Origin of the sequence: Streptomyces sp. NPDC048636, assembly GCF_040650655.1 — a bacterium.
Lineage (GTDB): Bacteria > Actinomycetota > Actinomycetes > Streptomycetales > Streptomycetaceae > Streptomyces.
On record NZ_JBEZHR010000015.1, the window covers coordinates 143,045 to 156,322 of the forward strand.

Annotated in this window: 11 protein-coding genes; 7 read left to right on the forward strand and 4 right to left on the reverse strand. The window is 72.4% G+C overall.

Annotation, left to right across the window (positions count from 1 at the left end):
* Positions 1 to 13: 13 nt before the first annotated feature.
* Entirely contained in the window at positions 14 to 601 is a 588-nt protein-coding gene (locus AB0C66_RS30385; RefSeq protein WP_362445676.1) for a sigma-70 family RNA polymerase sigma factor, read from the reverse strand.
* Between the two features lie 46 nt (positions 602 to 647).
* Between AB0C66_RS30385 and AB0C66_RS30390 the strand changes: the two genes are divergently transcribed.
* Complete coding sequence (locus AB0C66_RS30390; RefSeq protein ID WP_362445679.1) at positions 648 to 839, forward strand: zf-HC2 domain-containing protein; 192 nt, start codon at positions 648 to 650, stop codon at positions 837 to 839.
* A 178-nt stretch (positions 840 to 1,017) separates the two neighbouring features.
* Here AB0C66_RS30390 and AB0C66_RS30395 read toward each other — a convergent pair whose 3' ends face one another.
* Positions 1,018 to 1,734 (reverse strand): hypothetical protein, encoded by a 717-nt coding sequence (locus AB0C66_RS30395; RefSeq protein WP_362445681.1) that lies wholly within the window; start codon positions 1,732 to 1,734, stop codon positions 1,018 to 1,020.
* A 207-nt stretch (positions 1,735 to 1,941) separates the two neighbouring features.
* Between AB0C66_RS30395 and AB0C66_RS30400 the strand changes: the two genes are divergently transcribed.
* The 4 genes from AB0C66_RS30400 (at position 1,942) to AB0C66_RS30415 (ending at position 5,651) form a co-directional block, all read left to right on the forward strand.
* Positions 1,942 to 2,070, forward strand: a complete 129-nt coding sequence (locus AB0C66_RS30400) for a hypothetical protein (RefSeq protein ID WP_362445683.1) — start codon at positions 1,942 to 1,944, stop codon at positions 2,068 to 2,070.
* A gap of 45 nt (positions 2,071 to 2,115) precedes the next feature.
* Entirely contained in the window at positions 2,116 to 3,381 is a 1,266-nt protein-coding gene (locus AB0C66_RS30405; protein WP_362445686.1) for a GAF domain-containing protein, read from the forward strand.
* 226 nt (positions 3,382 to 3,607) lie between these two features.
* On the forward strand, positions 3,608 to 5,131 hold the full coding sequence (locus AB0C66_RS30410) for an aldehyde dehydrogenase family protein (protein ID WP_362445689.1): 1,524 nt from the start codon (positions 3,608 to 3,610) through the stop codon (positions 5,129 to 5,131).
* A 136-nt stretch (positions 5,132 to 5,267) separates the two neighbouring features.
* Complete coding sequence (locus tag AB0C66_RS30415) at positions 5,268 to 5,651, forward strand: DUF779 domain-containing protein (protein WP_362445691.1); 384 nt, start codon at positions 5,268 to 5,270, stop codon at positions 5,649 to 5,651.
* A 13-nt stretch (positions 5,652 to 5,664) separates the two neighbouring features.
* On the opposite strand, the gene AB0C66_RS30420 is transcribed toward AB0C66_RS30415, so the two are convergent.
* Both AB0C66_RS30420 and AB0C66_RS30425 read right to left on the reverse strand, forming a co-directional pair.
* On the reverse strand, positions 5,665 to 7,911 hold the full coding sequence (locus AB0C66_RS30420) for an EAL domain-containing protein (protein ID WP_362445694.1): 2,247 nt from the start codon (positions 7,909 to 7,911) through the stop codon (positions 5,665 to 5,667).
* Between the two features lie 693 nt (positions 7,912 to 8,604).
* Positions 8,605 to 10,020, reverse strand: a complete 1,416-nt coding sequence (locus tag AB0C66_RS30425; RefSeq protein WP_362445697.1) for a peptidase C39 family protein — start codon at positions 10,018 to 10,020, stop codon at positions 8,605 to 8,607.
* A gap of 182 nt (positions 10,021 to 10,202) precedes the next feature.
* Between AB0C66_RS30425 and AB0C66_RS30430 the strand changes: the two genes are divergently transcribed.
* Positions 10,203 to 10,877 (forward strand): hypothetical protein, encoded by a 675-nt coding sequence (locus AB0C66_RS30430; protein WP_362445700.1) that lies wholly within the window; start codon positions 10,203 to 10,205, stop codon positions 10,875 to 10,877.
* Between the two features lie 411 nt (positions 10,878 to 11,288).
* A complete protein-coding gene (locus tag AB0C66_RS30435; RefSeq protein ID WP_362445703.1) occupies positions 11,289 to 13,196 on the forward strand; it encodes an AAA family ATPase in 1,908 nt (635 codons plus the stop codon).
* The last annotated feature ends 82 nt before the right edge of the window (positions 13,197 to 13,278 follow it).

Sequence of the window (13,278 nt, forward strand, 5' to 3'; positions counted from 1 at the left end):
GGCCGGTCGGCCGCTAGCCGGTGGCCGCCAGGGCGGGTTCGGTGGGGTGGTCCGGCGCTGTGAGTTGGCCGATCAGGGCCTCGCGGGCACGGGCCACCCGAGAGCGGACCGTGCCCACCGGGCAGCCCGCGACGACGGCCGCCTCGGCGTACGGCAGACCCAGCATCTGGGTCAGTACGAACGCCTCGCGCCGCTCGTACGGCAGCAGCGCCAGCAGTTGCGTCAGCGCCACGCCCTCGTCGAAGCCGACGACCGGCAGGCCCCGGCCCTGGGTGCGTTCGGCGGCCGCCTGCCAGTCGTCGGTGTCCGACAGCCGTGGTCGGGCCGCGTTGCGGCGCAGCCGGTCGACGACCGCACGGCGGGCGATCGACAGCAGCCAGGTGCGCGCGGAGGACCGGGCCTCGAAGCGCGGCAGCCCGCGCAGCGCACGCAGATACGTCTCCTGGACGAGATCGTCGGCCGACTGCGGATCGCTCAGCCGCGACACATAGCGCCACACATCGCGCTGGGTGGCGCGGATGAAGCGGTCCACGGCCTCGGGGTCGCCACCCCGCGCGGCGAGCGCCCAGGCCGTCACGGCCTCGTCATCACGTTCCGGCACGGACACCTCCGGTCGCGCGACGGACACCGTCGGGGACGATGAGGGAGTGAGCTGCGCAGAGTTCCGTATCGCCCTTTCCACACATGTCGACGGCGAGGCGCTCCCGCCGGAGGTGTCGGCGGCGGCGCTCGAGGCCCATCTGCGGATATGCCCGGAGTGCCGACGCTGGGGTGAACGGGCCCGGGAACTGCGGGAGTTGGCGGCACGCCTGGACGAGACGGGCCTCGACGGGGAATGAGCTCCCCGGGACGCCCGGGGCGGATGGAGCAGTGGCCGGGGCCGGATGCCGTCGTGGCACGGCCGGACAGCTGTGGGCAGGGGTCATCGCCTGCGGTCCTTCCTGGAATCCGGACAACCCGCCGAGCGGCCGGTCATCCGGTGACGTGGTTCGTGCGCGTGCCGTCGCGGGAGGCCCGTCAGCGGGCGTGGACGACGGCGGACCGCACCGGCGGACCACGGGTGGCGATGACATGGACGAGCAGCAGTCGGCGCAGCCGCTGCGCGGTGCCCTCGCGCGCGGCGCGCGGAAGCGCCGGGCCGGGCGGCGGCGCGGCACCCAGCAGCAGGGCCAGCAGGGGTGCGAAGAGGCGCGTGGCCCGGGTGCGGACCAGCCGGAACAGCCGGAACGCGGCCTGTTCACCACCCGAGAGCCACATCCCGCACACCAGGGCGGCGAGGACATGGGCCGACCACATGCCGAGCGCGCCGTGGCCCATCGCGCCATGGGCCATGGCCCCGTGCGAGGCCAGGGAGTCCATCGGCATGGGGTGCGTGGACATCGTGTCCATGGAGTCATGGGCGTGGATGTGCGCATGCGCCATCCGCGCGGCGTGGTGGGCGTGTCCCGCCTCGCCCCTCGCACCCGCCGCCCCGCCCGCCAGCTCCTGCGCGAGCGTGAACCCCGCGTGCAACGCCGACTGCGCCCCGACGGTCGCGGCGGTGACCAGCAGCGGCCCCCGCTCCCGGCCCGCCACGGCCCACGCGGCACCACCCGTGACCAGCACGGCCGCCGCCACGGCCCACCACGGCACGCCGACACCGGACATCACCGCGTGGCCGAGCGCGGCGAGCAGCACACAGACCGCCGCGAACACCGTTGCCCGCAACGCCCTCAGCCCACGCCCCGCTTCCATGACGCCCTCATCGTCCCATTCGAGGCTTCCGCGCCGACGCCGGGGGCGCATCGACACACCGCACCACCACCGCACCACCCCGTGAACGCGGAGAGGCGTCACGCCGTACCTGAACGCGACTTGTTCTGACTATTGCGGGGCAGCCGCCTCACAAGGAAATCTGAACGCGGGCGGCCCACCGCCCGCGTATGAACCGAAGGATCGATCATGAGTTCCGAGCAGTGCCCGAACTGCGGTGGCCATCTCGCGGTCAACCAGGACGGGTGGAAGATCTGTCACTCCTGCGGCTACGCCTCGCCACCCGGCGTCGCCCCCGCCCCGTCCCTCCGCATCTGAGCCCCTCCCCCGACCCACCCGTCCGCACTGCTGAGCGAGGCCCCCGTGGTCAATCCCTGGCTGGCGATGGCACCCGGTACGAACCCGGCGGAGCGCACCCGCGCCGTGCGCCGCGCCCATGAGGAGTTCCTGGCGGAAGGGGCGCTGGACCCGGCGGTCCGCCCGGTGGTGGCGGACTCATGGCGGCGTTCGGCCGACGCCCGGGTGGCACAGGAGTGCGTGGCGCCGATCGAGATGGCGGACGACACGCTGGAGGCGTACCGGGCCGACCATCCGCTGGCGCGGGTGATGCCGCTGTTCCGGGAGCTGCTGGGCACGATCGCCTACGACGGGGCCCATCTGATGGCGGTCTGCGACGAGCAGGGGCGGATGCTGTGGGTGGAAGGACACACCGGCGTACGGGACCGGGCCGAGCGGATGAACTTCGTGGCCGGGGCGCGCTGGGACGAGCGCCACGCGGGCACCAACGCGCCCGGCACGGCCCTCAGCGTCGACCACGCGGTGCAGATCTTCGCCACCGAGCACTTCAACCGCACCGTGCAGCCGTGGACCTGTGCCGCCGCCCCGGTCCACGATCCGCACACCGGGCGGCTGCTGGGCGCGGTGGACATCACCGGCGGCGACCATCTGGCCGCCCCGCACAGCCTGGCCCTGGTGCAGGCGACCGCGCGCGCCGCCGAGGCACAGCTCGCCGCCACCGCGCCCCGGCCGCGCGGCCCCCTGGTCAGCCTCTCGGCGCTGGGCCGGGACGAGGCGCTGCTGGTGACCGACGGCCACCGGCTGCGGCTGGGGCGGCGGCACAGCGAGATCATGGTGCTGCTCGCCGGCCACCCCGAAGGGCTCGGTGGCGACCGGCTGGCGCTGGAGCTGTACGGCCAGCGCGCCGACCGCCAGTCCCCGGTGACGCTGCGCGCCGAGCTGTCCCGGCTGCGGCGTCTGGTCGGACCGCTGCTGGGCTCGCGTCCGTACCGGCTGTGCGCGCCGGTGCGCACCGATGTGGCGGTGGCGGCCGACGCACTGGCTGCGGGTGACGCGCGGGCGGCGCTCGGCGCGTATCCCGGGCCGCTGCTGCCGCAGTCGGAGGCACCGGGGGTGTGCCGGATGCGCCATGTCCTGGAGGACGGGCTGCGGCGCGCCGTGCTGTCCCACGGCGATCCGGAGCTGCTGCGCCGGTGGGCGCAGACGCCGTGGGGCGAGGACGACCTCGAGGTGGCGGAGGCGCTGGTGGCGGCGGTACCGGAGGGTGCACCGGGCCGGGCGGTGCCGGCGGCGCGGGCACGGCGGCTGCGCGAGGTGTACGGGCTGGTGTGAACCGCCCGCCCCCAGGGAGCCCGAGGCCCGCCTCCCGGGGAGCCCGAGCCCGTCGCGCGCCCCTGGCCGAAACCATCCGTAGCGGCGCAACGTCGGCGCAACGTCCCGGTGCCTAGCCTCGTTCCGTCTTCGACGAGGATGCCGCAGCCACGAGGAGCGCCGCCGAGGAGCGGTGGTTCCCGGGGCGAGCGGCCGAGCAGAGGAACACCCACGGGAGGGCCGCCCCATGACGCGCTACGCAACCCCGGGCTCCGAGGGTTCGGTCGTCAGTTATCAGCCGCGCTACGACCACTGGATCGGCGGCGCGTATGTACCGCCCGCCCAGGGGCAGTACTTCGAGAACCCGAGTCCGGTCAACGGCAGGACCTTCACCGAGATCGCCCGGGGCACCGCCGAGGACGTCGAGCGGGCCCTGGACGCCGCGCACGCGGCCGCCCCCGCCTGGGCCCGTACCGCGCCCGGGGACCGGTCGTCGGTCCTGCTGAAGATTGCCGACCGGATGGAACAGCATCTGGAGGCGCTGGCGGTCGCCGAGAGCTGGGAGAACGGCAAGCCGGTGCGCGAGACACTGGCCGCCGACATCCCGCTGGCCATCGACCACTTCCGCTATTTCGCGGGGGCGATCCGGGCCCAGGAGGGCAGTCTCTCCGAGATCGACGACGACACGGTGGCGTACCACTTCCATGAGCCGCTGGGGGTGGTCGCGCAGATCATTCCGTGGAACTTCCCCCTTCTGATGGCCACCTGGAAGCTGGCCCCGGCGCTGGCCGCGGGCAATACGGTGGTCATCAAGCCCGCCGAGCAGACACCCGCCTCGATCCACCTGTGGATGAGCCTGATCGCCGATCTGCTGCCGCCGGGTGTGGTCAACATCGTCAACGGCTTCGGCGTGGAGGCCGGAAAGCCACTGGCGTCCAGTCCGCGGGTGGCGAAGGTGGCCTTCACCGGTGAGACCACCACCGGCCGCCTGATCATGCAGTACGCCAGCGAGAACCTGAAGCCGGTCACGCTGGAACTGGGCGGCAAGAGCCCGAACATCTTCTTCGACGACGTCTGGGCGGCCGACGACGACTTCCGGGACAAGGCGCTGGAGGGGTTCACCATGTTCGCCCTCAACCAGGGCGAGGTGTGCACCTGTCCCTCCCGGGCGCTGGTGCAGAGCGGCCACTACCAGGAGTTCATGGACGCGGCCGTGGCCCGCACCGAGAAGATCGTGCAGGGGCACCCGCTGGACACCGACACCATGATCGGCGCCCAGGCCTCCAACGACCAGCTCGAGAAGATCCTCTCGTACCTGGACATCGGCAAACAGGAAGGCGCCCGCATCCTCACCGGCGGCACCCGGGCGGAGCTCGGCGGTGAGCTGGAGGGTGGCTACTACGTACGGCCCACGATCTTCGAAGGCGCCAACCATATGCGGGTCTTCCAGGAGGAGATCTTCGGCCCGGTGGTGGCGGTCGCCCAGTTCGCCGACTTCGGCGACGCGATCGAGATCGCCAACGACACCCTCTACGGTCTCGGCGCGGGCGTCTGGACCCGTGACGGCTCCACCGCCTACCGCGCCGGACGCGCCATCCAGGCGGGCCGCGTCTGGACCAACTGCTACCACGCCTACCCGGCCCACGCCGCCTTCGGCGGCTACAAACAGTCCGGCATCGGCCGCGAGACCCACAAGATGATGCTGGACCACTACCAGCAGACCAAGAACCTGCTGGTGTCCTACTCGCCGAAGAAGCTCGGCTTCTTCTAGACACGCAATGAGGGGGCGCGTGAGCGGAAGGCGCCTGCCCGGACAGCCGGTCGGGCGCGGTCCGCGCACCCCCTCATCGGCGCTTGGCACACTATTTCTCATACCGTGGGATCACGGTGCGGAGAGGAGCCGCAGGATGTCCGAGGTGTCGCGGATCGCGTTGACCCCGGCCGCCGCCGATCTCATCCGCCGACTGAGCGCGGTCCACGGGCCGCTGATGTTCCATCAGTCGGGCGGCTGCTGCGACGGCAGTGCGCCGATGTGCTATCCGCTGGGCGAGTTCCGTACCGGTGGCTCCGATGTGCTGCTCGGCGAGCTGGTGGTGGAGGGGGTGGAGCGGCCGGTGGGGTTCTGGATGTCGGTCTCGCAGTTCGAGCGGTGGCGGCACACCCATCTGACGGTGGATGTGGTGCCGGGACGGGGCAGCGGTTTCTCGCTGGAGGCACCGGAGGGCGTCCGGTTCCTCATCCGCTCACGGCTGCTGGACACCGGAGGGGACACCGGACGGGACATCGGTTAGCGGGCGGCGCCGGTCAACTGGCGTCGGCCAGCGCCAGGGTGTGCAGCCGCTCGGGCGGGCCGGGGCGGGCGTAGTACCAGCCCTGCGCGGTGTCGCAGCCCAGCATCCGCAGATGCTCGGCCTGTACCGCGGTCTCCACGCCCTCCACGGTCACCGCGAGATCGAGGGTGTGGGCGAGCGAGACGATCCCCTCGACGATCTTGACGTCCACCGGATCGGCCGGGGCGCGCTGCATTCCGCGGGTGAAGGACCGGTCCAGTTTCAGCTGGCTGACCGGCAGTCGGCGCAGATACGAGAGGTTGGAGTAGCCGGTGCCGAAGTCGTCGAGGGCGATGTCCACGCCCAGGTCGGCGAGTTGGCGCAGCGGCCGCAGGGCGTCCTCGTCGGCGCCGATGAGGTCGTTCTCGGTGACCTCCAGGCACAGGGTGCTCGGGCAGAGCCCGGCGTTCTCCAGCACCGCCACCGTGTCGGAGACCAGGGTGGGGTGGCTGAGCTGGCAGGGCGAGAGGTTGACGTTGACGCGCAGCGGGTCACCGTCGCCCTCGGCGCCGTCCCGCCACTTCCGGGCCTGCCGGGCGGCCTGCTCCAGCACCCAGCGGCCGAGCGGAACGATCAGACCGGTGTCCTCGGCGAGCGGGATGAACTGGTCGGGGCCGAGCACCCCGTGCACCGGGTGCAGCCAGCGGACCAGCGCCTCGGCGCCGCGCACGGTGCCGTCGGTGAGCCGTACCAGGGGCTGGTACTCGATGAAGAACTCGCCCTTCTCCAGGGCGGAGGGCAGACCGTTGGTGAGGCTGTGCCGGGCGATCACACGGGCGTTGGAGTCGGCGTCGGCGAGTTCGTAGCGGTTGCCGCCCGCGGCCTTGGCCCGGTACATGGTGATGTCGGCGCTGCGCAGCACCTCGGCGCGGCCGATCTCCCCAGCCCGTCCGTCGACGACGCCGATGCTGCCCCGCACCTGGAGCTCGCGGCCCTCGACGCGGACCGGTTCGGCCAGCGCGGCGAGCATCCGGCGGGCCAGCGCGGTGCCGTCGGTCTGCGCCGAAGGGCCGGTGACCAGGGCCATGAACTCATCGCCGCCGACCCGGGCGATGAGTTCGTCGGGTGAGGTGAGACAGGCATGCAGCCGTTCGGCGACGGCCATGAGCATCCGGTCCCCGGCGGCGTGGCCGAGGCTGTCGTTGACGGCCTTGAAGCCGTCGAGGTCCAGGTAGCAGACGCCGAACCGCTCCGCGTCCGCGTCGGCCGCGAGCACCTGGTCGAGGCGTTCGAGGAAGAGGGTGCGGTTGGGCAGTCCGGTCAGCTCGTCATGGGTGGCCTCGTAGCGCAGCCGCTCCTGGAGTTCGCGGTGCTCGGTGATGTCCTCGGCGAGGGTGAGCTGGTACTGCGGGGCGCCGGTGGAGTCGCGGAGCAGGGTGACCGTCAGATTGGTCCACAGCACGCTGCCGTCGTCGCGGTAGTGCGGCTTCTCGATACGGAAGTGGTCGCGCTCGCCGTGCACCAGCTGGCGGTAGAGCTCATGGGCGCCCGGCGCGTCGTCGGGGTGGACGAACTCGTTGACGTTGCGGCCGGGCCGGAAGAAGTCGCGGCCGCCGAACATGGCGGCCATGGGGTCGTTGACGACGAGGATCTCGCCGTCGAGCGCGGCGATGCCGACGCCGATGACGGCGCCCTCGAACACCGCCCGGAACTTGGCCTCGCTGGCGTGCAGCGCCTTCTCGGCCTCGGTACGGGCGGCCAGCGCGGCCCGGGAGATGGCCTGTTGGGCGGCGCGCTCGCGGGCGCGCAGCTCACGGACGAACCCGGCGGCCAGCGCGTGCTGCAAGCGGGCGCAGCGGGCGCGTGTCTCGGCGTCGTCCCGTTCCTCCGCCTCGTCCGGCGGGCAGTGGTCGACCAGATGGGCGTCGACGGCGCCCAGTACGGCGGGCAGCGCCTCGGGTTCGGTGCACTGGGCGTCGACCAGTGCGGCCCCGACCTCGTAGGCCACCGTGGTGTCGAAGGGGCGGGCGTGCAGTGCGTCGGCCAGCTGGCGGGCCAGCGGGAGCAGACGGTCCGCGAGCTCCTCGGGGGACAGGGAGGTGGCCGCGACCGGGTGGACGGCGCGGCTCCAGAGGGCCGCGAACCGCTTCAGCCCGGTGTGCTCCGGGGCGGCGGTGTCGCGGGCGGTGTGCTCGGTGTCCTCGGTACGGGCCCCGACGGTGTCCCCGGCGGCTTCTCCGGCGCCGCCGTCACGTCTCGGTCCGCCCGGCTCCGACGTCATATCGCATGCTCCGCGGAATGGCCCGTACGGACCGTTCCGTCCTTGCCCGCGGCGTTCATTCCCTCCGGCCGCCAGTCCACGTCCTGCACTTCCTTCGCCCTCTTCCGGCTTCCGGGGCCGCCCTCGGGTCGTCCGCGTCCTCGGGGAAGTGGAGCACGACGAAGAGCGGCAGGGCAACCCGCTGCTGGGGCGAGATTACTGATCAACCGCCCGGCGGGGAGCGGAAAAACGGAAATCGACGGTCCGCATCCGATCGGGGAGGAGGGAGAAGCCGGGCGAAGACGGGCACCTGTCAGAGGCATCTGCCAACGTCCGGATCGCGCCATCGTGAACCCCTCGAAATGCGGCCCCGCCGCAGGACGACGCGGCAATCGGCGGTCCCGCGGGGGCGGCTGCCGGAGTGCTCACGGGGCGTATGCCGAGACGTCCGGGGCCACGGCGGCCGGTGGGGCCGATGGGGCCGTTCCAAACGGTTTTCGGCCGTCCGGAACGGCGACGGTGATGCTGAGCACACCGGCCGCCAATCCGCCCCGACCCGGGGCGAAGTGTGCCCCTCGTCCCCCATCTCGGGTGGTGTGCACGGTCGTTGAACACTTCACATCATCGCGTACCGCACCTCGGCCCCCTCCGCCGCCGGCACCCCGGGCGCCACCGGTGGAACCACTGGCGGCGTGGTCGGCCGGTGGCGCGCCGCTACCGGATGCCGAGTTCCTTCAGCACCCGGGACTGGGCGGCGGTGGGCTTGGCCGGGAAGTAGAGGTAGCAGACACCGCCGGTGCCGGAGACCACCTTGCCGTCGGTGTTGTACCGCTTGGTGCGCAGCCAGATGTTCTCCCACTGGCGCCGCTTGTAGATGTGGCGGACGGCGTCGTTGCCCGATGAGGCCGGGTCATTGGCGATGACATCACCGTCGGCGGTGAAGCCGACGACGGTCATCAGATGGCCCGCGGTGCCGTAGCCCGCCCCGTCCAGCTCGGTCTTGAGGAAGGACTGCGAGGTGATCAGCGGAATCCCGGCGCCGACCAGTTTCTCGGCGTCGGTGAGCGAACCGAGCCGGGTGACGACTCCCTGGAGGTCGCGGTAGGTGGCGGCGTAGGCGGCGTTGAAGGGCCAGTTGCCACAGCCGTCGTACTGGTAGTCGAAGGTGGCACGGGCGGCGTGGCAGACCTGCGGGTCGGCGTAGTCGGGGTTGACCCAGGCCAGGTCCTCGGCGGTGGGCTCGCGGCCCCAGTACTCGATGATCATCTGCGAGGAGGTGGGGCTGCACCATGCCTCGCCGCCGTTGTCGTACTCGGGGTACTGACCCTTGTGGATCTCCTGCGAATAGCTCGGCACGGTGAGCTCGTGCCCACCGCTCAGGCCCGGCTCGGAGGCGGGCACCTCGAAGCGGTCGGGGACGTCCGAGCCCATCGCGCCGACCCGCCACACGGTGGGGGTGAGCGTGGTGCCGGGCTTGCGGTGGAGGGTGAGCCGGATCCGGTAGGAGACCAGCCGCAGCCCGCTCGCCGGGTCGTCGACGGAGAGGGTGTCGGTCCATACCGAGCTCTTGTTGTCGCTCTGGTCGTCCACCGAGGTGCGCCGGATGGAGGAGGGGCCGTCGTCGGAGGCCCAGCGGCCCATCACGTACCAGGGCGTGCTGGTGGAGTCGGAGTAGGTGCCCTTCAGCTCGGCCTGGATCCAGGTGCCGGCCGGGGTGCGGGCGTTCCAGGAGACGATGGCCTCGGTCGCGGGGACGGAGAGCTCGCGCACCGGGGAGGTCCAGGTGGCGTACTCCCAGGTGGCCTTGGTGCCGGTGTGCGGATCGGTGTAGTCCGTGCTGCCCGCGGGGGTGGCGATCACGATGCCGGGGCGGGTCTTGGACTGGACGCGGACGCCCTTGGCGGTCCCGGCCTTCCAGTCGGCGCCGCTGCTCCAGCCGTGGTACTCGGCGACCTTCGCGGCCTTGTGGCCCTTGGGCACGGCGGCCCTGCCCGGCTCCGGCCGCCGCGCCCCGGCCGGGCGGGCGGCCCCGGCGGCCGAGGCGGCGGTGGTGGAGATGGCGGCCGCGCCCGCGACACCGAGCGCGGCGGTGAGTACGGAACGGCGGGGTGTGGATCCGGATCTGCTCATACGGGGTTCCCCCAGTCGTCGTCCAGTCGGCCAGTCGCCCCGTGGGGCGGCGGGTGCGTGACGTCGCCCCACTATGGCCGCTGCGGATGGTCTCGGACCAGTGATTCCCCCGCCGTCCGCACATCAATATGGGTATGGACCAGTGGAGTGAACGGGGTGGCGGGAGCCGTAGGCTGGCGGCGATGGACTCATCCGAACCGACCGGCACACCCGGTACGGACGACCCCACCGGCACCCCCGGCACCACCGCCGCGCTCGGCGCGCTGGCCCGGCGGCTGCGCGCCCTGCCGCCCTCCTGCGGCGCGGTGCGGATCGTCGCCGTGGACGGCCACGCCGGGTCGGGGAAGACCACCTTCGCGGAGCGGCTGGGGGCGGCGCTGGGGGGCGTCCCGGTGCTGCACACCGACGACCTCGCCACCCATGACGAGCTCTTCGGCTGGCCGGAGCGGCTGCGCCGCCAGGTGCTCGATCCGCTCGCCCGTGGCACCGCCGCCCGGTACGCCCCGTACGACTGGGTGGCGCGCCGCTTCGCGACAAAGGAGCGGCGGCTGGACCCGGCGCCGGTCGTGCTGCTGGAGGGGGTGGGCTGCGGCCGTCGCGCCGTACGCCCTTATCTGGCCCGGCTGTTGTGGATGGATCTTCCCGGCCATGTCTCGTGGCGGCGGGGCGAGCTCCGCGACGGACCGGAACTGTCCGCATTCTGGGACGGGTGGCGAAATGCCGAGCGGCTGCACTTCGCCGCCGACCCCTCGCGTCCCTATGCCCACACCCTGGTGACGGAGGGAAAGAAGGGGTACGTGTTACTGCCGGGACCGGCGGAGGTCGACCGAAACGACTCCCCACCTCACACAGCGTGAGCTAGCCTTGCCGACCAGTCCGCACCCGGGCGCCCGAGGTGCGACGCGTGCCCCAACTCGGCTTGACCTGGGGGCCATACAGGTCTTACGTTCTCAATGTGCGACTCGTACGAGTCGCCCCACAACGCGAAGCCCCCGGTTGTTCCCCCGTGATCGGGGGCTTCGTCCTGTCTGGGCCCGGTTTCCCGGCGCCGTGCGCATCGTCCATCTCACCCTCGGTGACCATGGACCGCCCGGCCCGACCTGCCCGTTCGCGCCCCCTATACGCCCCCCGCGCACACCCGCTCGGCATTGTGCGATTGCGACGAACAACAGTGCGGCACCCTCGGCCGGTGCGGCCTGCGCAGGTACGATGCCCAAGGGGCAGTCGCCCCTGCGGCATCCACGGGGGCAGGGGTTGTGGGGGACGTGATGGATTTCGGCACGCAAGGATCGCACGCCCCGGCCGACCTCGCCTGGCTGCGGGCCGTCGACGCCTACACGATGGGCGCTTACGCCCAGGCCGAGGAGGAGTTCCGGATCGCCGTCCGGCAGGACCCCGGGATGGCCGACGCCTGGCTCGGTCTGCACGCCCTGCGCGCCGACACCGCCACCGCGCTGCTGCGGATGTACCGCCACCGCGACCGCTTCGGGGAGCAGCGCGCCCGCCACCGCCGCACCCTCAACTCCTGGTACTGGCTGGGCTGGTGGGTTCAGCCGGTGCTCGAGACCAGCCGCGATCTGCTGCTGGCCCACGCCTCCCACTGGCTGGACGGCCGCCATGTCCCCGAGCTGGACCGGGCGCTGGCCGGCTGCCCCCCGGTGGAGGCGGACCCCCAGGCCCGCTTTCTGCACGCCTGCCGCGCCTACCTGGTCAAGGACTGGGAGCAGTTGGTGCGCCACACCGAACCGCTGCTGGACGATCCGCTCCTCGGTATCGAGGCGGGGCTGTTCGGCGGGATGGCCCGGGTCCGGCTGGAGATGTTCGGCCAGGCCGAACCGCTGCTCGCCGCCGCCCTGATGCGCTGCCGCAGTGAACAGCCCCAGCGCAAGGAGCTGCGCTACTGGCTCGCCCGCGCCCATGAGGGCACCGGGCGCAGCGCCGCCGCGCTCCCCCTGTACCGCGCGGTGCACCGGATCGACCCCACCTTCATGGACACGTCGGCGCGGCTGGCTGCGATAGCCGAGTCCGACGGGCTGGACGAGCCCGCGGACCTGGCGGCCGTCTCGCTGGCCGGAGTCGGCGGCCAGGACGCGGGCGATGTCCGCGACGGCACGGCCACCGACCCCGATCCGCTGCCCGCCGCCGACCCGGGCGACGGCCGCGAGCTGCGGACGGGCGGGGAGGCGGGCCCCGGCCCCGGCGGTGCGGCGCTTCTCGGCTCCGCCGTGGTGGGCTCCGGCGGCACCCGCGAGCGGTCCGGGGCGCCCGCGCAGCCCGGGCCCTCCGATCCGGCGCTGCTGGAGAGCGCGTTGCAGGAGCTGGAGCGCATGGTCGGGCTGGAGCCGGTCAAGCGGCAGGTGCGGGCGCTGTCCGCACAGCTCCATATGGCACGGCTGCGTGCCGGTCAGGGTCTGCCGGTCCAGCCGCCCAAGCGGCATTTTGTCTTCTCCGGCCCCTCCGGCACCGGTAAGACGACCGTGGCCCGCATCCTCGGCCGGGTCTTCTACGCGCTCGGGCTGCTCGGCGGGGACCATCTGGTGGAGGCCGGGCGCGCCGATCTGGTCGGCGAGTACCTGGGCCAGACGGCGGTGAAGGCCAATGAGCTGATCGACTCGGCGCTGGGCGGGGTGCTGTTCGTGGACGAGGCGTACAGCCTGTCCAACTCCGGTTACAGCAAGGGCGACGCGTACGGCGATGAGGCCCTTCAGGTTCTGCTCAAGCGCGCCGAGGACAACCGCGACCGGCTGGTGGTGATCCTGGCGGGCTATCCGGAGGGCATGGACCGGCTGCTGGCCGCCAACCCCGGCCTCGGCTCACGCTTCACCACCCGGGTGGACTTCCCCAGCTACCGCCCGCTGGAGCTGACCCGTATCGGCGAGGTGCTGGCCGCGGAGAACGGCGATCTGTGGGACGAGGAGGCCGTGGAGGAGCTGCGCAGCATCAGCGGCCATGTGGTGGACCAGGGCTGGATCGACGAGCTGGGCAACGGCCGCTTCCTGCGCACGCTGTACGAGAAGAGCTGCGCCTACCGGGATCTGCGGCTGTCGGGGTGGACGGGCATCCCGACCCGTGACGATCTGGCCACGCTGCGGCTGCCGGATCTGATGCAGGCGTACGGGGAGGTCCTGTCGGGCCGCGGTCCGATGTACCGCGACCCGCAGGACCCGCTGAGCTGACCTCCCCGGCCGCGACCCGAAGGAGCGCGGGGAACCGCGCGATCAGCCGCCGCCTGCCGACGGCACCCACGGCGATTCCCCG

Bases quoted from the DNA above. Each gene is read 5' to 3' on its own strand.
- AB0C66_RS30435 (WP_362445703.1), top strand. From the start codon at position 11,289: ATGGATTTCGGCACGCAAGGATCGCACGCCCCGGCCGACCTCGCCTGG.
- AB0C66_RS30425 (WP_362445697.1), bottom strand. From the start codon at position 10,020: ATGAGCAGATCCGGATCCACACCCCGCCGTTCCGTACTCACCGCCGCG.
- AB0C66_RS30400 (WP_362445683.1), top strand. From the start codon at position 1,942: ATGAGTTCCGAGCAGTGCCCGAACTGCGGTGGCCATCTCGCGGTCAAC.
- AB0C66_RS30395 (WP_362445681.1), bottom strand. From the start codon at position 1,734: ATGGAAGCGGGGCGTGGGCTGAGGGCGTTGCGGGCAACGGTGTTCGCG.
- AB0C66_RS30430 (WP_362445700.1), top strand. From the start codon at position 10,203: ATGGACTCATCCGAACCGACCGGCACACCCGGTACGGACGACCCCACC.
- AB0C66_RS30410 (WP_362445689.1), top strand. From the start codon at position 3,608: ATGACGCGCTACGCAACCCCGGGCTCCGAGGGTTCGGTCGTCAGTTAT.
- AB0C66_RS30415 (WP_362445691.1), top strand. From the start codon at position 5,268: ATGTCCGAGGTGTCGCGGATCGCGTTGACCCCGGCCGCCGCCGATCTC.
- AB0C66_RS30420 (WP_362445694.1), bottom strand. From the start codon at position 7,911: ATGACGTCGGAGCCGGGCGGACCGAGACGTGACGGCGGCGCCGGAGAA.